The following is a 21,898-nucleotide window of genomic DNA, read 5'->3' on the forward strand; positions in this document are numbered from 1 at the left end:
CCGCTCAGCCCGCGGCCGGGGCCAGGTCCCGGGTGCGCGTCTCGATCGCCTTGCGCAGCTCGGCCACCACGGTGAGCACGTCCGCGTCGCCGAGCCCCGGGTGGATCGGCAGGCACAGGGTCTCGCCGGACGCCTGCTCGGTGCCCGGCAGCCGGGCGTCGGACTTGTAGGTGGGCACCTTGTGCAGCGGCGCGTAGCGGAAGGTCGTGTAGATGTCGGCGGCCAGCAGGTCGGAGGCGACCTGGTCGCGGATCCGCGCGTCCATCTGGACCCAGTAGAAGTAGTGCGAGGACTCGTGCCCGGCCGGCAGCGGCGGGGGCGTCTTCAGGCCCTCGATGCCGGCGAGTTCGCGGTCGTACAGGGCGACGATCTCCTTGCGCCGGGCGGTGAACTCGGGCAGCCGCCCGAGCTGCACCAGGCCGATCGCCGCCGTCAGGTCGTTGCCGATGACGCGCCGGCCCACCTCGGGGACCTCCAGCTCCCACCAGCGGTGCGAGACCTTCGCGTAGGCGAGGCCGGTGGCCTGCACGAGCCCGTGGTACGCGAGCCGGCGGGCCCGCTGCGCGCGCTCGGCGTCCCGTACGTAGAGCATCCCGCCGTCGCCCGTGACCAGCACCTTCGCGGCGTCGAAGCTCCACATGGCCAGGTCGCCGAAGGAGCCGGCGGCGCGCCCGTCCACGCGGGAGTCCACCGAGCAGGCCGAGTCCTCGACCAGGGCCAGGCCCCGCTCCCGGCAGCGCTCGGCGATCTCCACGACGTCGCCCGGGTAGCCGCCGTAGTGCAGCACCACGACCGCCTTGGTGCGCGGCGTGACCGCGGCCTCGATGTGCTCCCAGGTGGGGTTCATCGTCCGCGGGTCGACGTCGCAGAAGACGGGTGTCGCGCCGGTGGAGACGATGGCGTTGGCGGCCGCGAGGAAGCTCATGGACGGGATGACGACCTCGTCGCCCTCGGCCAGGTCGAGGGTCTCCAGCGCCAGGAACAGCCCGGCCGTACCGGAGTTGACGAACAGGACGTGCTCCGGGGTGACGCCCAGGCGCTCGGCGAACGCGGCCTCGAATGCCTTCGTGCGCGGCCCGTGCCCGAGCCACTTGCTGTCGAACACCTCGGCCACGGCGGCGAGTTCGGCGTCACCGACCTGCGGCTGGAAGAGATTGATCATTTGGTGGTACCCCCTGGGAGTCGATGTGGCGCGCAGTGGCGCGGGCGCGTGCGGTGGCGGGCGTACGGGTGTCAGGCCGCGGCGGCGAGCCGCTCGATCGCCTGCACCGCGTCGGCGGACGTGGGCAGCGCGGCCACCTCGGCGGCCAGCTCCGCGGCCCGCTCGCGGTAGGAGGGGGTGGCCAGCATCTCGGCGCAGACGCGCGCGATGTTCTCGGCGCTGTCGTCGGCGGGGTCGATCATCGTCGCGGCCCCGTACGCGCTGAGCCGGGTCGAGTAGTCGACGCAGTAGGGCAGGTAGGGCACCAGCACCTGGGGGACGCCGTAGGAGAGGTAGCCCATCGTCGTGTTGCCGCCCGCGTGGTGGACGACGAGGTCGCAGGTCGGGGCCACCAGGTGCAGCGGGATCCAGCCGGCCCGCACATGGTCCGGCAGCGGCCGCAGCTTCTCCGCGACCGCCTCGGGCGTGGCGATGAGCAGCTCGACGTCCAGCTTGCCGACCTTGTCGACGAGGCCGCTGAGGATGTCGAAGTCGGACTCCGGGGTGACCCGGCTGCCGGCCGACACCAGCACCCGCGGCCGGTCGCCCTTGGTGTACATCCAGGGCTCGACCGGCATCTGGGTGGCGAACGGCACGTACCGCATCATCTGCGCGGGCAGCGCGTCGGAGGGCCGCAGGCTGGGCGGGCAGATGTCGACGAACAGATCCGTGCGCGGCATCTCGTACATGCCGAGCCGCTCCAGCTCCGGGCCCAGCTCGGCGGCGGCCGCGAGGTCGATCGTGCGCGGCTCGCCCATGTCGATGGCCTGCTTCACGTACGGCACGCCCAGGTGCCCGGCGATCAGCGGCGCGGCGAAGGCGAGCGCCCCGCCCACGACGACGTCCGGGCGCCAGTCGGCCACCAGGGACAGCAGGCCGTCCAGGCAGGCGGCGGCGTAGCGGCCGAACGTGCGCCCGTTGAAGATGTAGCGCTCGTGAAGATCCTCGGGGATGGGCACGCGGATGCCGCGCCGGTCCACGAGGTGGTCCATCATCGGCACGCCGGAGACCGGGACGCCGGGGATCCCGGCGCCCGTGATGGTCGCCATCATGTTCTCGGGGGCGGCCATAAAGACCTCGTGCCCGGCGTTGCGGGCGGCCTGGGCCAGCGGGACGATGCCGAAGATCACCCCGGAGGTGCCTCCCGCAACAAAGAGAATCTTCATGCGGTCATCGTTGGAACCGGGCCTCGAACCCTGCTCGACGGCGGCTCGACGAGGTCCCTGCGGGAGGCGCTGACGGACGCGTGGGAACCCGGCCCGACCGGGCTCGAGGAGCCGGGGTCACAGCCGGCCGGCGGCCGAAGCCGGGACCACCCCCGAGCACCGCTCAGGAACCCGCCCTGATCAGGAAAAGCGCCGCTCAGGCACCCCGCTTGCGGACGGTGATCACCGAGTAGCCGAGCATGTCCCGCTCCAGCTTCGAGACCCGGCCGATCATCTCCTTGAACTCCTCGGCGAACTGCAGCCCGCCCTTCTCCACGACCTTGTCGTAGTTGTCCGCCACGAGCTGGTCGATCCGCGCCGCGGAGCGCCGCAGGTGCGCGGTCGCGTCGAAGTTCCGCTCGACGGTCAGCCCCGCCGCGGTGATCATCTCGGCGTACTGGTCCGCGGTCGGCAGCGAGCCCACCGTGAAGCCCTCCAGCAGGACCTTGCGCCACTCCTCGTCCAGCTCGGCCGACTCGACGTAGTCGGACAGCACGAACACCCCGCCGGGCTTGAGCACCCGCGCGATCTCGCGCAGCGCGGCGGGCCGGTCACCGAGGTACATCAGCGACTCCATCGCCCAGGCTGCGTCGAACTCACCGTCTGCGTAGGGCAGTTCCGTCACGTCCGCCAGGGCGAACCGCACCCGGTCCGCGAGGCCCGCCCCGGCCGCCGCCTCCGTGCCGGCCGCGACCTGCTCCGCGCTCACCGTGATGCCGGTGACCTCGCCGCCACTGGCCTCGGCCAGCCGCAGCGCCGGGCGGCCCTGGCCGCAGCCGACGTCCAGGAGGTGCTGCCCGGGCTTCAGCCCGACCTGCTCGATGAGGACGTCCGTGAGCCGGTCCTTCGGGTCGACGTCCGGGGCCTCGTCGTCCCACCAGCCGATGTGCAGGTTCTGGCCCATGAAGATCTCCCAGAGCCAGCCCTTCTCGTCGTAGACCTCGCCGACCTCGTCCGGCGACAGGGCCTGCGCCTGCTGATCCTGCGTCATTGACTCCAGCTCCTCGTCTCAGCGACCGCAACGGGGAGAGAAGTTGTCAACATTAGTTCGACGGTGACTCGAATCGGAGTCGAGCGCGGTCGACCACGTTGTCCCCGATCCTGTCTCCTTGCGAGAATTTCTGGGGAACCCATGAAAGCACTGGTCCTGTCCGGTGGCGAAGGTACGCGCCTGCGGCCCTTCACCTACTCGATGGCGAAACAACTGGTCCCAGTGGCGAACAAACCCGTCCTGGTGCACTGCCTGGAAAACCTGCGGGACATCGGCATCGAGGACGTGGGCGTCATCGTCGGCGGCCACGCGGCGCAGATCGAGGCCACGGTGGGAGACGGCTCTTCGCTCGGGCTCCGCCTCACCTACATCCGCCAGGAGGCCCCGCTCGGGCTCGCGCACTGCGTGGCCCTCGCCGCCGATTTCCTCGGCGACGACGACTTCGTGATGTACCTGGGGGACAACGTGCTGGCCGACGGCATCGCCGAGGCCGCAGGCGCCTTCCGCGAGCGCCGCCCCGACGCCCAGGTGCTGGTCACCAAGGTGGCGGACCCGCGCCAGTACGGCGTGGCCGAGGTCGACGCGGACTCCCACGTGCTCGCCCTCGTGGAGAAGCCGAGCGCGCCGCGCAGCGACCTCGCCGTCATCGGCGTGTACTTCTTCACCGCCGCCGTGCACGAGGCGGTGCGCGCCATCGAGCCCAGCGCCCGCGGCGAACTGGAGATCACCGACGCCATCCAGCACCTGGTGGACGCGGGCCGGACGGTCACCGCCCGCGAGTACGAGGGCTACTGGAAGGACACCGGCAAGATCGACGACCTGCTGGAGTGCAACCGGGAGATCCTCGACCGCATCGGCGGCACCGCCGCCGACCGCGAGGGCGCCGAAGTCGATGCGGAAAGCATTCTGCAGGGGCCCGTCGTCCTCGGACCGGGCGCCCGCGTCGTCCGGTCCAGGCTGACCGGCCCGCTCGTGATCGGCGCCGGCAGCGTCGTCACCGGCAGCGACATCGGCCCGTACACGGCCGTGGGACACGACTGCGTCCTTACGGACAGCGGCGTCGAGGACTCCATCATCCTCGAGGGCGCCGCCATCGAGAACGTCCGCGACCTGCAGAGCTGCGTCATCGGCCGCTGGGCCCGGGTCCAGAAGCCCGGCACGGCGGCCTCGGGCAGCCGGCTGATCATCGGTGACCACACGCGCGCGGAGGTAATGGCATGAAGGTCCTCGTCACCGGCGGCGCCGGCTTCATCGGCTCGCACTACGTCCGCACCATGCTCTCCGGCGGCTACCGCGGCTACGAGGACGCCCACGTCACCGTCATCGACAAGCTCACGTACGCCGGCAACACGGACAGCCTGCCGATGGACGACCCGCGGCTGACCTTCGTCCGCGGCGACGTCTGCAACCAGGACCTGCTGCGCCAGCTGCTCCCCGGCCACGACGCCGTCGTCCACTTCGCGGCCGAGTCCCACGTCGACCGCTCCGTCGACGGCGCGGTCGCCTTCGTCCACAGCAACGTCCTGGGCACCCAGAGCGTCCTCGACGCCTGCCTGTACACCGGTGTGGACAACGTCGTGCACGTGTCGACCGACGAGGTCTACGGATCCATCGCCACCGGCACGTGGACCGAGGAGTCGCCCCTGCTGCCCAACTCCCCCTACTCCGCGTCGAAGGCCGGCAGCGACCTCCTCGCCCGCGCCTACCACCGCACCCACAAGCTCAACGTGCGCATCACCCGGTGCTCCAACAACTACGGCACCCACCAGCACGTCGAGAAGCTCATCCCGCAGTTCGTCACCCGCCTCCTGCAGGGACAGCAGGTGCCGCTCTACGGCGAGGGCACCAACGTCCGCGAGTGGCTGCACGTCGACGACCACTGCCGGGCCATCCAGCTCGTCCTCACGGCCGGCCGCGCGGGCGAGACGTACAACATCGGCGGCGCCACCGCCCTGACCAACCGCGAGATGACCGAGCGGCTGCTCGACCTGACCGGCCACGACTGGTCGAAGGTGCAGCACGTCCCGGACCGCAAGGGCCACGACTTCCGCTACGCGATCAACGACGACAAGATCCGCGCCGAGCTCGGCTACGCGCCGCAGTGGACGCTCGACGAGGGCCTGAAGCGGGTCGTCGGCTGGTACGTGGACAACCCTCAGTGGTGGAAGCCGCTGCTCGATGACTGAGAACGGACGGCGTGGCGGAATCCGCCCCACCGCCTTCGAGTGCTGCTCGAGTGATCCTCGAGCGGCATCTGAAGGAGTGGCAGGACGTGCGCCGGCCGGACAGGGTGACCACCGTTTCGCGGGTGACTCCGGGGACGGCAGTCCCATGAGCCGCCCGGCACCATCCACCCCCGTTATGTAGCTAAGGTTCCCCCGATGGCATCACCCACCCCGTCATCACCCACCGCGCCCCGGCCCGCTTCACGCGGCCGGGCCGCCCTGGCCGTACTCCTCCTTGCGTCCACCCTCACCGTCATGGCGGGCACGATCCTCACCCCCGTCGTAGGAGTCATCCGCGGCGAGCTCGGCGTCAGCGGCACCGGTGCCGGTCTGATCCTCACCGCCCACGGCCTGTCCCTCGCGATCGCCAGCCCGATCGTGGGCTGGACGATCGACCGCTGGGGGCTGAAGACGCCCCTGGTGGCCGGGCTCCTGCTCTACGGCGTCGCGGGCGGCGCCGGGCTGTTCACCACCTCGTACACGGCGCTGATCATCAGCCGGTTCGCGTTCGGCGTGGGCGCGGCCGCGGTCTTCGCCGGTACGACGGTGGCCCTGCTGGCGCTCTACGAAGGGCCCGAGCGGGACCGCGTGGCGGGGTGGCGCTCGGTCGCCATCAGCGTCGGCGGGATCATCTGGCCGCTGCTGGGCGGCGCGCTCGGCGGGATCTCCTGGCACGGCCCCTTCGCGATCTACCTGCTGGGCATCCCGGTCGGCATCGCGATGATGTTCACCCTGCCCAAGAGCCTGAACGCCAAGCGGCCCGGCGGTGGTGGCGGAACGTTCACCCTGCTGCGCTCGCGCCCCCGCCTGCTGGGTCTCTACGCCCTGTCGCTCACCAGCTCGTTCCTGCTCTACGTCCTCGCCGTCTTCCTTCCCCAGCGGCTCGCGCAGCTCGGCGTCGAGACGCCGTTCCTGGTCGCGCTGTACACGACGAGCACCTCGGTCGCCGGCACCCTGGTCGGCCTGGCCTACGCAAAGATCAAGACGAGCCTCGGCTACATCCGCCTGCTGCGGATCGCCGTCGTCCTGTGGGTGGCGGCCTTCCTGGTCGCCGGGACCGCGGGCAACTCGGTGCTGATCATCCTGGCCCCGGCGCTGTTCGGCCTCGGCATGGGCATGTCCGTGCCCGCACTCGCCGTGATGATCGGCGAGACCGCGCCGCCCGCCCTGCGCGGCCAGGCCACGTCCCTGTCGGGAACGGCCAACTTCACCGGACAGTTCGCCGCCCCCCTGGTGATCGGCCCGGTCATCGGCGCGACGTCGATCGCCACCGGCTTCCGCATCGCCGGCGGCATCGCCGTCCTGTCGTTCCTGCTGCTGTTCTTCCTGAAGGCCCCGGCCCCCGCCGCGGCTGCCCCCGCCGCGCCCAAGGAACCGGCGGACGAGGAGGGCACGGCGGCGCGCTGACAGCGCCCGGCGCCCCGCCACGAGCGCCCCTCCGGCCCGCCCGCAACCCCATTTCCGCGGGCGGGCCGAAGTCTGGCCGAAATCGACCGATTGCCGTATCACGCCTGGTCACAGATTGATCAAAGGGTGAACTCTCCGCCGACTGAGCCATCTTTAGCCGGAAGCGGGCTTTTAGTTAGCGCTAAAGGTGGCATGCTCTTATCTGGGAAGGCGCCCACGGGCGCCGTGATTTCTGTTCCTGGGGGTAGCCATGGCGTGGCGTGACAGGCACGATCAAGGACGGGCGGCCGATGCGACCGGAGCCCGGCTGGCCCGCCACGCGACGGCATCCCTGGCGGGCCTCCTCGCCGAACGGGGCATGACGCGCAAGGACTTGGCGGACAGCATGGGCGTGTCCCCGGGCAGGGTGAGCCAAATCCTGTCCGGCGACGAAAATCTGACGATGCGTTCGCTGGCTGCGGTGGCCGATGCGCTGGACGTGAAGATGGAGATCTCCTTCTCCGACTCGCCTGCGGTCGAGCGCCAGGAGCCTGCGGCAGCCCGCGCGTTGGCCAAGTCCTACCACTGACTCAGCGCGCCGGGACCTCGGCGGCAGCTGCGTACAGGGGCTGTCGCCGCAGTGCGAGGATCTTCTTGTCGTCGCTGCGCTTGCCGTGGGCGTGCGCCAGCTCCAGAAGACACGCACAGAGGTGCTCGGCCTCGCCGAAGGCCCGCAGCATCCGCCCGGCCTCCTGGGGCGTCCGCTCGCGCTGCTCGTCCTTGCAGACCTTCTCGATCTCGGTCTCGAGGGTGTCCGCCTGCTGCACCGCGGCCCGCACCTCCTCGTACCGGTCCTTGATCGAGGTCACCAGGCCGCTCCTGCCCTTGGGCGAGCGCCCGGGGACGTCCACGCGGGACCTCAGGTGCCGCGCGACCCGGTCGGCGAAGACGTCGAGCTCCCAGCAGTTGTCGAAACCACCGGTCATCCGGGCGCACCACTCGGCCCGGTCGGTCTGCAGGCGCAGCATCAGACTGTTGATCAGCAGCGAATGTCCCAGTGTGACAATCGCCATCACCGGATGCTCGGCCTGCTCGGTCCTCTTCTTGGGCACCAGCCCCGCCCCCGCCACGACGCCGACCGCCGCCGGCGGCACGCTGGAGGCGTGCGGTAACAGCAGGCCACTGGCCAGCGCGGCCATCGCGGAGGTCCACAGCACCACGGCGAGCGCCGAGGACACCGACCTGACCGTCCCCAGCAGCCGCCCCTGCCCGCGGAAGCGGTGGACGAGGCACACCCAGGTCACGGGCGCGCAGACGGCGGCGGGCAGGATCCACTCCGAAAGAACGGACGTCTGGTTACCAGTCACCCCGCGTCCCCCTCCGGATCACACAGCGCCCCGGTGCGACTACAGAATGATGTTCCCACTCCGGTCACTACGGCGTGCCACGTTCCGGCCAAGCTCTTCCAGATCAAGCCCATGCAAAACGAGACAGACCCCTCAGAGTGACATGAGTCACTCTGAGGGGTCTGTCTCACTGTGCGCGAGGGGGGAGTTGAACCCCCACGCCCTTTCGGGCACTGGAACCTGAATCCAGCGCGTCTGCCTATTCCGCCACCCGCGCATGGGTGTCGTCCTCGGGCTTCCGAAGCTTTCCCGGGGGTTTACCCTTCCGGTTCTGCGCCGTTCGCCTTCCGACATCGAGAACATTAGCACGCCTTCACGGGTGCCTTCACACTCGTTCTCCCGGGGGCGGGCCCGTGGGAGGCCTGCCGGGCCGCCGGGACCGGTGGGGACCCCGCCGGTTGCGGGACACTGGCTCCCGGCCGCCTCTACGATCCCTATGAAGGGGACAGGAAGGGTCGTGCCGGGCAGGCCGGGGCGACACTCGTCACTCCTGGCCCCGAAGGGGAACCGGCCGTTTCCCCGACGCGTGGATACGATCAGTAAGCAGTATCAGGAACGACACCGAGCATCAGGAACGTCACTGAGGGAAGGAGGTGCCCCGTGGGAGTACTGAAGCGCTTCGAGCAGCGTCTCGAGGGTCTCGTGAACGGCACCTTCGCCAAGGTGTTCAAGTCCGAGGTGCAGCCGGTCGAGATCGCCGGCGCCCTGCAGCGCGAGTGCGACAACAACGCCACCATCTGGAACCGTGACCGCACCGTCGTCCCGAACGACTTCATCGTGGAGCTGAGCACCCCGGACTTCGAGCGGCTCAGCCCGTACTCGGGACAGCTCGGCGATGAGCTCTCCGGCATGGTCCGCGACTACGCCAAGCAGCAGCGGTACACCTTCATGGGGACCATCAAGGTCCACCTGGAGAAGGCGGACGACCTCGACACCGGGCTGTACCGGGTGCGCAGCCGCACCCTCGCCGCCAGCGAGTCGCAGGAGCACCAAGGCCAGCAGAGCGCACGCCCCGGTCCGGCGCGCCCGGGCGGCCCCGCCACACACGGCGCGGGCTATCCGGCACCGCCGTCCGGGCTGCCGCCCATGCCCGCGTCGCCGCCGCCCTCCGCGCCCCCCGGGCGGCCCGCGCCGCGCGCGGGCGGCCAGGCTCCCGCGGCAGGCGTGCCCGGAGCCCAGACCCGGCGCTGGATCGAGATCAACGGCACCCGGCACCAGATCTCCCGCCCCACCCTCGTGCTGGGCCGCAGCACCGAGGCGGACGTACGGATCGACGACCCCGGCGTCTCCCGCCGGCACTGCGAAATCCGGGTCGGCACCCCCGCGACCATTCAGGACCTGGGGTCGACCAACGGCATCGTGGTGGACGGGCAGCACACCACTCGCGCTACGCTCCGCGACGGCTCACGGATCGTCGTGGGCAGCACCACCATCGTTTATCGGCAAGCCGAAGGGTGAAGCGGGGGCAATGTCAGAGCTGACCCTCACGGTCATGCGGTTGGGTTTCCTCGCCGTACTGTGGCTGTTCGTGATCGTGGCCGTTCAGGTCATCCGCAGTGATCTCTTCGGCACCCGGGTCACCCAGCGTGGCTCCCGCCGGGGCGGTCCCGAGCGGCAGCCGCAGCGCGCGCAGGCCCAGGCCGCGCCCCCGCAGCAGCGCCAGCAGCAGGCCGGCGGGCGCCGGGCCGACCGGCGCGCGGACCGGGGCCGCCGCGGCGCCCCCACCAAGCTCGTGGTCTCCGAGGGCTCCCTCACGGGCACCACGGTCGCCCTCCAGGGCCAGACCATCTCGCTGGGACGCGCCCACGACTCCACGATCGTGCTGGACGACGACTACGCCTCCAGCCGGCATGCCAGGATCTACCCCGACCGCGACGGCCAGTGGATCGTCGAGGACCTGGGTTCGACCAACGGCACGTATCTCGACCGCACGCGGCTGACCACCCCGACCCCGATCCCGCTCGGCGCGCCGATCCGCATCGGCAAGACCGTCATCGAGCTGCGGAAGTAGTAGGACCATGACGACCGGAGGGTGGGCAGCGTGGCTGGGAAGGGGCTGTACCCGGAGCCGACGGGCGAGGTGCGCATGAGTCTGTCACTGCGCTTCGCCGCCGGATCGCACAAGGGCATGATCCGGGAGGGCAACGAGGACTCCGGTTACGCCGGCCCGCGCCTGCTCGCCATCGCCGACGGCATGGGCGGCCAGGCCGCGGGTGAGGTCGCGAGCTCCGAGGTGATCTCCACTCTCGTCCAGCTCGACGACGACGTCCCCGGCTCGGACATCCTCACCTCCCTCGGCACCGCCGTGCAGCGCGCCAACGACCAGCTGCGCGTGATGGTCGAGGAGGACCCCCAGCTGGAGGGCATGGGCACGACCCTGACCGCCCTGCTGTGGACCGGCCAGCGGCTCGGCCTCGTGCACGTCGGCGACTCCCGCGCGTACCTGCTGCGCGACGGCGTCCTCACCCAGATCACCCAGGACCACACCTGGGTGCAGCGCCTGGTGGACGAGGGCCGGATCACCGAGGAGGAGGCCACCACCCACCCGCAGCGCTCCCTGCTGATGCGCGCGCTGGGCAGTGGCGACCACGTCGAGCCCGACCTCTCGATCCGCGAGGTCCGCGCGGGCGACCGCTATCTGATCTGCTCCGACGGCCTGTCCGGCGTCGTCAGTCACCAGACGATGGAGGAGACCCTCGCCAGCTACCAGGGCCCCCACGAGACGGTCCAGGAGCTGATCCAGCTCGCCCTGCGCGGCGGCGGTCCCGACAACATCACCTGCATCGTCGCCGACGTCCTCGACGTCGACGGCGGCGACACCCTCGCCCAGCAGCTCAACGACACGCCGGTGATCGTCGGCGCGGTCGCCGAGAACCAGCTGCAGATGGGCGTCGACGGCGCCATGCAGACCCCGGCCGGGCGCGCCGCCGAGCACGCCCGCGCCAACCGGCCCGTACCGCCGCAGGCCCCCGGCGGTGCCTTCGGCCCGCCCGGCAGCGGCGACGGCGGCATGGGCGGCACCCCGGACGGATCGTTCGGCGCCTTCATGGACGAGGACTTCGTCAAGGAGCCCGGGCGCGGCCGGTGGCTCAAGCGGTCGCTGATCCTCGCCGTCGTCCTCGGCGTCGTCGCGGGCGGCCTCTACGGCGGCTACAGCTGGACCCAGACGCAGTACTACGTGGGCGCCAAGGACAACAACCACGTGGCGGTCTACCAGGGCATCAACCAGGACCTGGCGTGGGTCAGCCTGAGCAAGCTCTACCAGGACCACCCCGAGATCGAACTCAAGTACCTGCCCGTCGACCAGCGCAGCCGTGTCGAGGACACCATTGCGCTCGACAGCCGCGAGAAGGCGGAGCAGAAGGCCAAGGACCTCGGCCTGCTCGCCGGCGCCTGCAAGAAGGAAGACGAGCGGCGCAAGGCCGAGCAGCAGCAGCGGGAGAAGGAGAAGCAGGGCGGCGACCGGGCCGGCGGTGCCGTGGGCGACCTTCCCAAGGACCCCAAGGACCCGAAGGACCCGAAGACCGACGCCAAGCCGGGAGCCACCGGCCTCTCCGCCCAGGCCAGTCCGGTGCCCAGCCCGGTCCCCACCCTCACCGAGGAAGAGCAGAAGTTGGTCCCGCAGTGCAGCGCTCAGCAGTGAAGCCGTAGGGGGCCATCAACTCATGTCAGCCATGCCATCCATGCCATCCAGCGCGGGCAGCAACACGACCGCGACGACCACGATCAGCACCGTGGGCCCGCCCAGCCGGCGCAACACCGAGCTCGCCCTGCTCGCGTTCGCCGTCATCCTGCCGTGCTTCGCCTACGCCAACGTCGGCCTCGCGCTCAACGGCGAGATGCCCTCCGGCATGCTCGGCTACGGGCTGGGCCTCGGCCTGCTCGGCGGCGTCGGCCACCTCGTGGTGCGCAAGTTCGCCAAGTACGCCGACCCGCTGCTGCTGCCGCTGGCCACCCTGCTCAACGGGCTCGGCCTCGTGATGATCTGGCGGCTGGACCAGTCGGAGCGCCTGGCGCGCCTGGCCAAGGCCCAGGGCTTCACCTTCCAGGCGTCGGCGCCGAACCAGCTGATGTTCTCGGCCATGGGCATCGCGCTCTTCGTCGGTGTGATCATCTTCCTCAAGGACCACCGCATCCTGCAGCGCTACACCTACATCTCGATGGTGGTCGCGCTGATCCTGCTGGTCGCCCCGGTGTTCTTCCCCGGGAAGTTCGGCGCCAAGATCTGGATCACGGTGCCGGGCCTCGGCTCCATCCAGCCCGGTGAGTTCGCGAAGATCATCCTCGCGATCTTCTTCGCCGGCTACCTGATGGTGAAGCGCGACGCCCTGGCCCTGGCCAGCCGCCGCTTCATGGGCCTGTATCTGCCGCGCGGCCGCGACCTCGGCCCGATCCTCGCCGTCTGGGCGCTCAGCCTCGTCATCCTCGTCTTCGAGACCGACCTGGGCTCCTCGCTGCTGTTCTTCGGCATGTTCGTCGTCATGCTGTACGTGGCCACCGAGCGCACCAGCTGGATCGTCTTCGGCCTGCTGATGTCCGCCGGCGGCGCGGCCGTGGTCGGCTCGGTCGAGCCGCACGTCAAGGTCCGTGTGATGGCCTGGCTGCACCCCTTCGCGGTCTACGACAACCCGCGGCCCTCCTGGGCCACCACCGAGCAGATCGCCCAGGCCATGTTCGCCTTCGGCTCCGGCGGCGTCTTCGGCACCGGCTGGGGCCAGGGCGCCTCCGACCTGATCCAGTTCGCCGCCAACTCCGACTTCATCTTCGCCTCCTTCGGCGAGGAGCTCGGGCTGGCCGGCGCCATGGGGCTGCTGCTGGTCTACGGCCTGATCGTCGAGCGCGGCATGCGCACGGCCCTCGCCGCCCGCGACCCCTTCGGCAAGCTGCTCGCCACCGGCCTCGCCGCCGCCTTCGGCATCCAGGTCTTCGTCGTGGCCGGCGGTGTCATGGGTCTCATCCCGCTGACCGGTATGACCATGCCGTTCCTCGCCCAGGGCGGTTCGTCCGTGATCGCCAACTGGGCGCTGATCGCCATCCTCATGAAGATCAGCGATACGGCGCGGCGCCCGGCCCCGGCCCCCGCCCCGTCCACAGACGCCGAGATGACCCAGGTGGTCCGCCCGTGAACAAGCCCGTACGCAGGATCGCGATCTTCTGCGGCCTCCTCGTTCTGGCCCTGCTGCTGCGGGACAACTGGCTGCAGTTCGTCCAGGCGGACGAGCTCAAGACGCACAAGAACAACCGCCGCGTCGACATCGCCCGCTACAGCCAGCCCCGCGGCAACATCATCGTGGACGGCCAGGCCATCACCGGCTCCGTGGAGACCGGCGGCGTGGACTTCAAGTACAAGCGGACCTACAACGACGGCGCCATGTGGGCGCCGGTCACCGGCCGCTCCTCGCAGGTCTACGGCGCCACCCAGCTGGAGAAGCTCTACGACCCCGTCCTCATCGGCGACGACGACCGCCTGTTCTTCAACCGCACCGTCGACATGATCACGGGCAAGGGGAAGAAGGGCGGTGACGTGATCACCACCCTGAACAGCAAGGCTCAGAAGGCCGCGTTCGAGGGCCTGGGCGACAAGAAGGGCGCGGTCGCGGCCATCGACCCGCGCACCGGCAAGATCCTCGCCCTGGCGTCCACGCCGTCCTACGACCCGTCGAAGATCGCGGGCGCCAACGACGGCAAGGAATGGACGTCGCTGGACCAGGACAAGAACAAGCCCATGCTCAACCGGGCGCTGCGCGAGACCTACCCGCCGGGTTCGACGTTCAAGGTCGTGACGGCTGCTGCGGCCCTGGAGAACGGGCTGTACAAGGACGTCGACTCCAAGACCGACTCGCCGCTGCCGTGGACGCTGCCGGACACGGTCACGCCGCTGAAGAACGAGGGCGATATCCCCTGCAAGGACGCCTCGCTGCGGGTGGCCATGCAGTGGTCCTGCAACACCGTCTTCGGCAAGGTCAGCGCCGACCTCGGCAACAAGAAGATGATGGAGCAGGCGCAGAAGTTCGGCTACAACAACGACAAGCTCGACACGCCCGTCCGCGCCGCCCAGAGCATCTACCCCAAGGACAACCGTCCGCAGAACGCCATGGACGGCATCGGTCAGGCCTCCAACCGCGCCACGCCGCTGCAGATGGCCATGGTGGCCGCCGCGGTCGCCAATGACGGCAAGCTCATGGAGCCGTACATGGTCGACAAGGTGCGCGCCCCCAACCTCAACGTGATCGAGACGCACCAGCCGAAGCAGATGTCCCAGCCGATGTCGCGGGACACCGCGCGGAAGCTGCAGTCGGTCATGGAGACGGTGGTCAACGAGGGCACCGGCAAGAACGGCCGGATCTCCGGCGTCACGGTCGGCGGCAAGACCGGAACCGCTCAGCACGGCGTGGCCAACAGCGAGAACCCGTACGCCTGGTTCATCTCCTACGCCAAGGGTGCCAACGGCTCTCCCGTCGCGGTCGCCGTCGTGATCGAGGGTTCGGACACGATGCGTGACGACATCGCCGGTGGCGCGCTCGCCGCGCCGATCGCGAAGAAGGTCATGGAGGCGGTGCTCAGCACCTCGAAGTGAGGCCGCTCACCTCCGCGTCCGGCGACGCGGGTGACGGTACCGGTCGTGTATCAGGTGGCCGTCGCGGCCGGAAGGGGCGCGAGGTGCCGGGTACGGTATGCCGGACAGCACACCGCCGGACGTAGTGAAGGTGCGGTCAGGAAAACGGAAGGGCTGGAGCTATGGAAGAGCCGCGTCGCCTCGGCGGCCGGTACGAGCTGGGCTCGGTGCTCGGCCGCGGTGGCATGGCCGAGGTCTACCTCGCCCACGACACCCGGCTCGGCCGCACCGTCGCCGTGAAGACGCTGCGGGTGGATCTCGCCCGTGACCCGTCCTTCCAGGCCCGGTTCCGCCGTGAGGCCCAGTCGGCCGCCTCGCTCAACCACCCGTCGATCGTCGCCGTCTACGACACCGGCGAGGACTACGTCGACGGGGTCTCGATCCCGTACATCGTCATGGAGTACGTCGACGGGTCGACGCTGCGCGAGCTGCTGCACTCCGGGCGCAAGCTGCTGCCCGAGCGGTCGCTGGAGATGACCATCGGCGTCCTGCAGGCGCTGGAGTACTCCCACCGGGCCGGCATCGTCCACCGCGACATCAAGCCTGCCAACGTCATGCTGACCCGCACCGGCCAGGTCAAGGTCATGGACTTCGGCATCGCCCGCGCGATGGGCGACTCCGGCATGACGATGACGCAGACCGCGGCCGTGATCGGCACCGCCCAGTACCTCTCCCCGGAGCAGGCCAAGGGCGAGCAGGTCGACGCGCGTTCCGACCTCTACTCCACCGGCTGCCTGCTCTACGAGCTGCTGGCGGTCCGGCCGCCGTTCATCGGCGACTCCCCCGTGGCCGTCGCCTACCAGCACGTCCGGGAAGAGCCGAACCCGCCGAGCGTCCACGACCCCGAGATCACGCCCGAGATGGACGCCATCGTCCTCAAGGCGCTGGCCAAGGACCCGGACTACCGCTACCAGTCGGCCGACGAGATGCGCGCCGACATCGAGGCGGCCCTGGAGGGCCAGCCCGTAGCCGCCACGGCCTCCATGGGCGCCGTGGGCTACGGCGCGGACGCCCCGACGGCCATGCTCCGCCCCCAGGCCCCGCAGGGCCCGGGCCAGACCTCCATGCTGCCGCCCGTCCGTGACGACGACGGCGGGTACGGCGGCTACGACGACGGCCACGGCCGGCGGCGCGGCGGAGGCGGGGGCAAGAAGAGCAACCTGTCGACGATCCTGCTGATCCTCGCGGGCGTGCTGGTGCTGGTCGGTGCGATCTTCATCGGCAAGTCGCTCTTCAGCGGCAGCGGCAACGCCTCCAAGGTGTCGGTGCCCAACCTCGTCGGGCAGACGCTGAAGGACGCTCAGCAGCAGGGCGTCAACGGCGACTTCAAGGTCGTCGAGAACGGCACGACGACCTGCGAGCAGCCCAAGGGCAAGATCTGCGAGCAGGACCCGACCGGCGGCGGCAAGATCGACCGCGGCGGCGAGGTCAAGGTCAAGATGTCCGAGGGCGCGGCGAAGGTCGAGGTCCCCGACGTCACCGAGAAGCAGCTGGAGAACGCCCGGCAGATCCTGGAGGCCAAGGGCTTCCAGGTCAGCACGAAGACCAAGGTGACGGACGGCGCCACCGCGGGCACGGTGCTCTCGCAGAACCCCAAGGGCGACACCAAGGCCGAGAAGGGCTCCGAGGTCACCCTGACCGTCGCGGAGTCCAAGCCGACCAAGACGGTGCCGTCCGTGGTGGGCCAGAACGTCGAGGCCGCGAAGAAGCAGCTGCAGGACAACGGCTTCAAGGTGTCGGTGACCGAGGAGGACGCCCCCGGGCAGGCTCCGGGCACGGTCACCAAGCAGAGCCCGGACGGCAACACCCAGGCCGCCCAGGGCTCCACGGTCACCCTGACCGTGGCCAAGGGTTCGCAGAACGTCGCCGTGCCGGGCGTGCTGACCCACAAGCTCAAGGACGCCAAGAAGGAGATCGAGGCCGCAGGCCTGAAGGTCGGCAACGTCTTCGGCCCGCAGGACGACAACGCCGTCGTGCAGACCACCAACCCGATGCCGGGCACCCAGGTCGCCAAGAACACCCCGGTCGACGTGACGACCACGGCGGGCCTCCCGGGCGGCGACACGGGCACCACCGGCACCCCGGGCGGTGACAACGGCTCCACGGGCGACACGGGCTTCATCGGAGGCGGCTTCATCGGAGGCCGCCGCCACTAAGCACACCGCGACGGCCCTGCCCCCGGATCCCCCGGGGACAGGGCCGTTTTCCGTACCCCCGGCAGGCTCAGGCACCGGCAAGGCCGACAAGGCCGACCACCTGCTCTGAACAGGCTCGGCTTTCCGGGCCGCGGACGGGCTGCTACCGCAGCTCCCTCGGCTTCGTGCGGGATGCGTCGACCTTTTCCGTGCGTTCCAGCTCCGCCCAGACGATGTAGCGGTAGTCGGAGGTGTAGACCGGGGTACAGGTCGTCAGGGTCAGGTAGCGGCCCGGCTTGGTGGCGCCGGATTCCTTCGGGACCGGGTCGAGGACCTGGACGTTGTACTTCGAGGTCTCCTTCAGCTCCGCGTAGACCTTGTAGACGTACCAGACGTCGCGCGTCTCGAAGACGACCCGGTCGCCGGTCTTCACCTTGTGGATGTTGTGGAACTTCGCGCCGTGCCCGTCCCGGTGGGCGGCCAGGGTGAAGTTGCCCTGCTTGTCCCAGGGCATGGCGGCCTTCACCGGGGAGCGGTAGAAGCCGGCGACGCCCTCGTTGAGGACGTCGGTGGCGGTGCCGCTCTTCACCAGGACCTCGCCGTTCTTCATGGCGGGGACGTGCAGGAAGCCGATGCCGTCCTTGGTGTCGAGGGCGCCCGGGCCCTTCTTCGCCCAGGTGTCGCGCACCGCGTGGCCCTGGCGCTTGGCCTCGCGGTCGGCGAGGACGTTCGTCCACCACAGGGAGTAGACGACGAAGAGGGCCAGGATCACGCCCGCGGTGATCAGCAGCTCGCCTATGACGCTGACGGTGGCGGCGACGCGCCCCCGTACGCGGTCTGTCCGTGCCACAGACGTTCGTACCCCGCTTCGCTGTTCCCGTGTGCCGTTACTGAACGAGCGCGTCCGGCTTTCCCTTGCTCCGGGGCCGCTCGTCGACCATCTTGCCCCACACGATCAGGCGGTAGGTACTGGTGAACTCGGGGGTACAGGTGGTGAGGGTGATGTAGCGGCCGGGGCCGCGGAAGCCGGAGCCGGCCGGGACGGGGGCGATGACCCCGATGTTCGCCGGTGGCGTCTGCTCCAGACGGCTCGTCATCTCATACGTGTAGAACGCGCTGCGCGTCTCCACCACGATCTTGTCGCCGGGCTTCAGGCGGTTGACGTAGCGGAACGGTTCGCCGTGGGTGTTGCGGTGCCCCGCGAGGGCGAAGTTGCCCTTCTCGTCCCACGGCATCGCGGTCTTGAGGGGCCCTTCCCCGTAGTGGCCGACCATGCCGCGGTCGAGGATCTTCTGCTTGCCGACGCCCTCGGCGATCGGGGCCTTCACATCCAGCGCCGGGATGTAGATGATCGCGAAGCCCTCGCCGGGCGAGAACGCCCCGGCGTCCCGGTCGGCGCCCTGCCCCTCCTCGTCCCAGCGGCTCTGCAGGTGGTGGGCGGCGCCGCCGGCCTGCTGCAGGGCGCGGACATTCGTCCACCACAGCTGGTAGGCCACGAACAGCAGCAGCACCAGGCCTGCCGTGATGAACAGCTCGCCCGTGAAACGGCACAGCCGCACGCCCAGGCTGCCCCTGCGCGCCCGCCGGGCCGCATGCCGCCGCGCGGCACGCCCCCCGGTCCGTACGGGCCGGGGCGCCGCCTGGGACGGCACCTCCACCCTGCGCAGCTCCATGGTCGCCCGGTCCTCGGGCGGCAGGGGCTGCGATACGACCCGCGGGGGCGTGGTCACGTCACGCCCCGGCCTTGCCCACCACCGGGGCCAGGCCCGCCGATCGCTCCACCGCCGTGGTGTCACCGCAGGCGACCAGCCAGTTGGCGAGCATCCGGTGGCCCCACTCGGTGAGCACGGACTCGGGGTGGAACTGCACGCCCTCGACCGGCAGGTCGCGGTGGCGCAGGCCCATCGCGATGCCCGACTCGGTCCAGGCGGTGATCTCCAGCTCGTCCGGCCAGCGCTCGCGCTCGACGGCCAGGGAGTGGTAGCGGGTGGCGGTGAAGGGCGAGGGGAGGCCCTGGAAGACGCCCGCGCCCTCGTGCGTCACCAGCGACGTCTTGCCGTGCAGCAGCTCGGGCGCCCGCCCGACCACACCGCCGTAGGCGACGGCCATGGACTGCATCCCCAGGCAGACCCCGAAGACGGGGATGCCGTGCTGCGCGCAGTGCCGCACCATGTCGATGCACACGCCCGCCTGTTCCGGCGCGCCCGGCCCGGGGGACAGCAGGACGCCGTCGAAGCCGTCCTCGGCGTGGCCGAGCTCGACCTCGTCGTTGCGCCGCACCTCGCACTCGGCGCCTAGCTGGTAGAGGTACTGGACGAGGTTGAAGACGAAGCTGTCGTAGTTGTCCACGACGAGGATGCGTGCACTCACTGGTTGACCGCCATTCCGTTGTCGACCGTCACGTCGTTGAACGGCAGCAGCGGTTCCGCCCAGGGGAAGACGTACTGGAAGAGGACGTAGACGACCGCCAGTACGAGAACCAGCGAGATCAGCGCCCGCACCCACGCGTTGCCCGGCAGATGCCGCCAGATCCAGCCGTACATGCCGTCCCCACTTGCCGATGACGTAGTCGAAATTGCAGCACCAGACTAAGGGGCGGGCGGGGTCCGAGGGGGTCAGCCGGACAAAGCCCCGGGTCGGCCCCGCGCCGCGGGCGACGTCGCGTCGAGGCGGGCCCAGACGATCAGCCGGTGGCTGTGGCCCCACTCCGGTTCGCAGGTGGTGAGGGTCAGATAGCGGCCGGGCCCGCGGAAGCCGGAGCCGGCGGGGACGGGGTCGATGACGCCGGTGTCGTCGGGCCGGGTGCGGTACGGGCGGCCGTCGACGCGGTACGTGAACCACGTCGTGCCGTCGCCCACCACGACGGCGTCGCCCGGGCGCAGTTCGTCGAGGTCCTTGAACGGGTCGCCGTAGGTGCGGCGGTGGCCGGCGACCGCGAAGTTGCCGGTCCCGCCGGGGCGCGCCGTCCGCTCGTAGTGGCCGAGGCCCTTCTTGAGGAGCCCGGTGCCCGTGCCCTCGAGGACGGGTTTGGCCCAGCCGGCGCCGAAGCGGGGGATGTACATGACGGCGAAGGCCTCACCGGGGCGGGCGGGGGCGGACTGCTGCCGCGCGGGGGCCGCCTGCCCAGCGCCCGGGCCCGGCGTGAGGTGCGAGCCGGACGGCGGCTGGGGCTGCGCAGAGGGCGCGGAGGGCGCTGAGGACGCTGCGGGCTGGTCAGGCGGCTCTCCGGGCTGTTCCGCCGACCCTCCGGGCTGCTCTCCCGGCACAGGCGTCTCAGGGGCCCCGGCCGTGACCGCGGCGCCGCTCGACCACCGGTCCTGGAGGCGGCTGAGCTCCCGGTCCATGGCGCCGTCGGCGCGCACTCCCGTCCAGTAGAGGACGTAGACGACGAAGAGGACGAGCAGGGTGCCGATGGTCAGGCACAGCTCGCTGACCGTGCGGACGACGAGTCGTAACTCCATCGCCGGATCCCTCCCGGGTCACTCCACGGGCTTGGCGTAGTGGAGGTCCACTGTGCCCGAGTAACCGGGAAGAGTCACCGCGTCCTGCTGGTCGACTTTCCAGCCGAGCCCGTAGGCGTTCACGTACTGGAGGTAGTTCTGGATCGCGGGGGAGGCGTCGATCGCCTTGCGCAGCGCGCCGCGGTCGCCGACGGCCGTCACCTTGTAGGGCGGGGAGTAGACGCGGCCCTGGAGGATCAGGGTGTTGCCGACGCAGCGGACGGCGCTGGTGGAGATCAGCCGCTGGTCCATGACCTGGATGCCCTTGGCGCCGCCCTGCCAGAGGGCGTTGACGACGGCCTGGAGGTCCTGCTGGTGGATGACCAGGTCGTTGGGCTGCGGCTGCGGCACGCCGGGGATCTTGGCCGTGGCGTTGGGCGGGGCGTCGGTGAGGGTGACGGTCAGGCCGGATCCGCTGAGCTTCTCGGTGCCGGCCGCCTCCGCGAGGTCGGCGAGCTTCTTGTTCTGGGCGGCGGTGTTGCCGTTGTCGCGCCGGGCGAGGGCGTCCACCTGGGCGCGGGCGGCCGCGGCACTCTCGTCCAGACCGGCGTTCTTGCGGCTGCGCTCCTGGATGAGGTCGGAGAGCCGGAGCATGGAGTCGTCGGTGCGGATGTTGGTGCCGTGGGCGGTGTTGAAGCTCATCCAGAAGATGAGACCGGCCAGCGCGAAGACGGCCCCGGTCAGCAGCCGGACGGGCTTGAAGCGCCGGGACGGCCTGCTGGTGGAGTCCGCAGAATTACTCAACGTACCCTTATCCTCTCCGGCGCCACGGAAGCACTACGCTAACGGACGCCCGGGAAAAGGTGGCGTTCCCGCCGCTCGCCGCCTCGGACCAGCCCTTTGTAACCTTTTCCTTGTTCCCCAGCGCGGTCACGCAGCGCATCGACAGGAGAGTTCCTCGTGCCGAAGTCACGGATCCGCAAGAAGGACGACTTCACGCCGCCGCCGGCGAAGCAGCAGACCATCAAGCTCAGCAGTGGGCGGGGCTGGGTGGCGCCGCTGATGCTGGCGATGTTCCTGATCGGGCTGGCGTGGATCGTCATCTTCTACGTGACCAGCGGTGACATGCCCGTGGAGTCCCTCCACAACTGGAACATTGTGGTCGGTTTCGGCTTTATCGCAGCGGGGTTCGTAGTCTCCACGCAGTGGAAGTAGCAAGCCTTCCGGGGAGCCTTCCGAGGAGTTATCCACACCCTCGTCCACAGTGGGGAAAAACTCAGAAGATCTGTGGAT

20 protein-coding genes, 1 tRNA gene and 1 pseudogene are annotated in these 21,898 nt (G+C 70.2%); 11 read left to right on the forward strand and 11 right to left on the reverse strand.

Annotation, left to right across the window (positions count from 1 at the left end; genetic code table 11):
• Positions 1 to 4: 4 nt before the first annotated feature.
• The 3 genes from FGW37_RS16150 to FGW37_RS16160 form a co-directional block, all read right to left on the reverse strand.
• On the reverse strand, positions 5 to 1,162 hold the full coding sequence (locus FGW37_RS16150) for a DegT/DnrJ/EryC1/StrS family aminotransferase (RefSeq protein ID WP_179081691.1): 1,158 nt from the start codon (positions 1,160 to 1,162) through the stop codon (positions 5 to 7).
• A gap of 71 nt (positions 1,163 to 1,233) precedes the next feature.
• Complete coding sequence (locus FGW37_RS16155; protein WP_179081692.1) at positions 1,234 to 2,367, reverse strand: nucleotide disphospho-sugar-binding domain-containing protein; 1,134 nt, start codon at positions 2,365 to 2,367, stop codon at positions 1,234 to 1,236.
• Between the two features lie 196 nt (positions 2,368 to 2,563).
• The gene (locus FGW37_RS16160; RefSeq protein ID WP_179081693.1) at positions 2,564 to 3,397 is read right to left on the reverse strand and encodes a class I SAM-dependent methyltransferase; all 834 of its coding nucleotides are present in this window, start codon (positions 3,395 to 3,397) and stop codon (positions 2,564 to 2,566) included.
• Between the two features lie 141 nt (positions 3,398 to 3,538).
• Between FGW37_RS16160 and FGW37_RS16165 the strand changes: the two genes are divergently transcribed.
• From FGW37_RS16165 to FGW37_RS16180, 4 genes are all read left to right on the forward strand, one after another.
• Positions 3,539 to 4,618, forward strand: coding sequence for a glucose-1-phosphate thymidylyltransferase (locus tag FGW37_RS16165; protein ID WP_179081694.1), 1,080 nt, complete (start codon positions 3,539 to 3,541; stop codon positions 4,616 to 4,618).
• A complete protein-coding gene (rfbB, locus tag FGW37_RS16170; RefSeq protein WP_179081695.1) occupies positions 4,615 to 5,583 on the forward strand; it encodes a dTDP-glucose 4,6-dehydratase in 969 nt (322 codons plus the stop codon). The genes FGW37_RS16165 and rfbB overlap by 4 nt, the downstream gene beginning before the upstream one ends.
• Before the next feature lie 195 nt (positions 5,584 to 5,778).
• Positions 5,779 to 7,029 (forward strand): MFS transporter, encoded by a 1,251-nt coding sequence (locus tag FGW37_RS16175; RefSeq protein WP_179081696.1) that lies wholly within the window; start codon positions 5,779 to 5,781, stop codon positions 7,027 to 7,029.
• Between the two features lie 250 nt (positions 7,030 to 7,279).
• A complete protein-coding gene (locus tag FGW37_RS16180) occupies positions 7,280 to 7,597 on the forward strand; it encodes a helix-turn-helix domain-containing protein (protein ID WP_179081697.1) in 318 nt (105 codons plus the stop codon).
• A 1-nt stretch (position 7,598) separates the two neighbouring features.
• Here the strand turns inward: FGW37_RS16180 and FGW37_RS16185 are convergent, their stop codons facing one another.
• Both FGW37_RS16185 and FGW37_RS16190 read right to left on the reverse strand, forming a co-directional pair.
• Positions 7,599 to 8,375, reverse strand: coding sequence for a hypothetical protein (locus FGW37_RS16185; RefSeq protein ID WP_179081698.1), 777 nt, complete (start codon positions 8,373 to 8,375; stop codon positions 7,599 to 7,601).
• Between the two features lie 172 nt (positions 8,376 to 8,547).
• A tRNA-Leu gene (locus FGW37_RS16190) sits at positions 8,548 to 8,631 on the reverse strand.
• A gap of 383 nt (positions 8,632 to 9,014) precedes the next feature.
• Between FGW37_RS16190 and FGW37_RS16195 the strand changes: the two genes are divergently transcribed.
• From FGW37_RS16195 to pknB, 6 genes are all read left to right on the forward strand, one after another.
• Positions 9,015 to 9,872, forward strand: coding sequence for an FHA domain-containing protein (locus FGW37_RS16195; protein ID WP_179081699.1), 858 nt, complete (start codon positions 9,015 to 9,017; stop codon positions 9,870 to 9,872).
• A gap of 10 nt (positions 9,873 to 9,882) precedes the next feature.
• Positions 9,883 to 10,425 (forward strand): FHA domain-containing protein FhaB/FipA, encoded by a 543-nt coding sequence (locus tag FGW37_RS16200; RefSeq protein WP_179081700.1) that lies wholly within the window; start codon positions 9,883 to 9,885, stop codon positions 10,423 to 10,425.
• 75 nt (positions 10,426 to 10,500) lie between these two features.
• Positions 10,501 to 12,057, forward strand: coding sequence for a Stp1/IreP family PP2C-type Ser/Thr phosphatase (locus tag FGW37_RS16205; protein WP_179081701.1), 1,557 nt, complete (start codon positions 10,501 to 10,503; stop codon positions 12,055 to 12,057).
• A 40-nt stretch (positions 12,058 to 12,097) separates the two neighbouring features.
• Positions 12,098 to 13,540, forward strand: a complete 1,443-nt coding sequence (locus tag FGW37_RS16210) for an FtsW/RodA/SpoVE family cell cycle protein (RefSeq protein WP_179081702.1) — start codon at positions 12,098 to 12,100, stop codon at positions 13,538 to 13,540.
• Positions 13,537 to 14,991, forward strand: coding sequence for a penicillin-binding transpeptidase domain-containing protein (locus tag FGW37_RS16215; RefSeq protein WP_179081703.1), 1,455 nt, complete (start codon positions 13,537 to 13,539; stop codon positions 14,989 to 14,991). The genes FGW37_RS16210 and FGW37_RS16215 overlap by 4 nt, the downstream gene beginning before the upstream one ends.
• Positions 14,992 to 15,152: 161 nt before the next feature.
• Positions 15,153 to 17,186, forward strand: a complete 2,034-nt coding sequence (gene pknB, locus FGW37_RS16220) for a Stk1 family PASTA domain-containing Ser/Thr kinase (protein WP_179081704.1) — start codon at positions 15,153 to 15,155, stop codon at positions 17,184 to 17,186.
• Positions 17,187 to 17,328: 142 nt separating this feature from the next.
• Here pknB and FGW37_RS16225 read toward each other — a convergent pair whose 3' ends face one another.
• The 6 genes and pseudogenes from FGW37_RS16225 to FGW37_RS16250 form a co-directional block, all read right to left on the reverse strand.
• A complete protein-coding gene (locus tag FGW37_RS16225; RefSeq protein ID WP_179081705.1) occupies positions 17,329 to 18,015 on the reverse strand; it encodes a class E sortase in 687 nt (228 codons plus the stop codon).
• 37 nt (positions 18,016 to 18,052) lie between these two features.
• Positions 18,053 to 18,853 (reverse strand): annotated as a pseudogene (locus tag FGW37_RS16230) (class E sortase); the annotation flags it as partial.
• Between the two features lie 43 nt (positions 18,854 to 18,896).
• On the reverse strand, positions 18,897 to 19,535 hold the full coding sequence (locus FGW37_RS16235) for an aminodeoxychorismate/anthranilate synthase component II (RefSeq protein ID WP_179081706.1): 639 nt from the start codon (positions 19,533 to 19,535) through the stop codon (positions 18,897 to 18,899).
• The gene (locus FGW37_RS16240; protein WP_179081707.1) at positions 19,532 to 19,708 is read right to left on the reverse strand and encodes a hypothetical protein; all 177 of its coding nucleotides are present in this window, start codon (positions 19,706 to 19,708) and stop codon (positions 19,532 to 19,534) included. The genes FGW37_RS16235 and FGW37_RS16240 overlap by 4 nt, the downstream gene beginning before the upstream one ends.
• A 72-nt stretch (positions 19,709 to 19,780) precedes the next feature.
• Positions 19,781 to 20,626 carry a class E sortase gene (locus tag FGW37_RS16245; RefSeq protein WP_179081708.1) on the reverse strand — a complete coding sequence of 282 codons (846 nt, stop codon included), beginning with the start codon at positions 20,624 to 20,626 and terminating at the stop codon, positions 19,781 to 19,783.
• Positions 20,627 to 20,644: 18 nt separating this feature from the next.
• On the reverse strand, positions 20,645 to 21,409 hold the full coding sequence (locus FGW37_RS16250) for a DUF881 domain-containing protein (protein ID WP_179081709.1): 765 nt from the start codon (positions 21,407 to 21,409) through the stop codon (positions 20,645 to 20,647).
• Between the two features lie 156 nt (positions 21,410 to 21,565).
• Between FGW37_RS16250 and crgA the strand changes: the two genes are divergently transcribed.
• Complete coding sequence (gene crgA, locus FGW37_RS16255) at positions 21,566 to 21,820, forward strand: cell division protein CrgA (protein ID WP_058047345.1); 255 nt, start codon at positions 21,566 to 21,568, stop codon at positions 21,818 to 21,820.
• Positions 21,821 to 21,898: the final 78 nt, after the last annotated feature.

The organism is Streptomyces rectiverticillatus, assembly GCF_013394065.1.
GTDB lineage: Bacteria > Actinomycetota > Actinomycetes > Streptomycetales > Streptomycetaceae > Streptomyces > Streptomyces rectiverticillatus.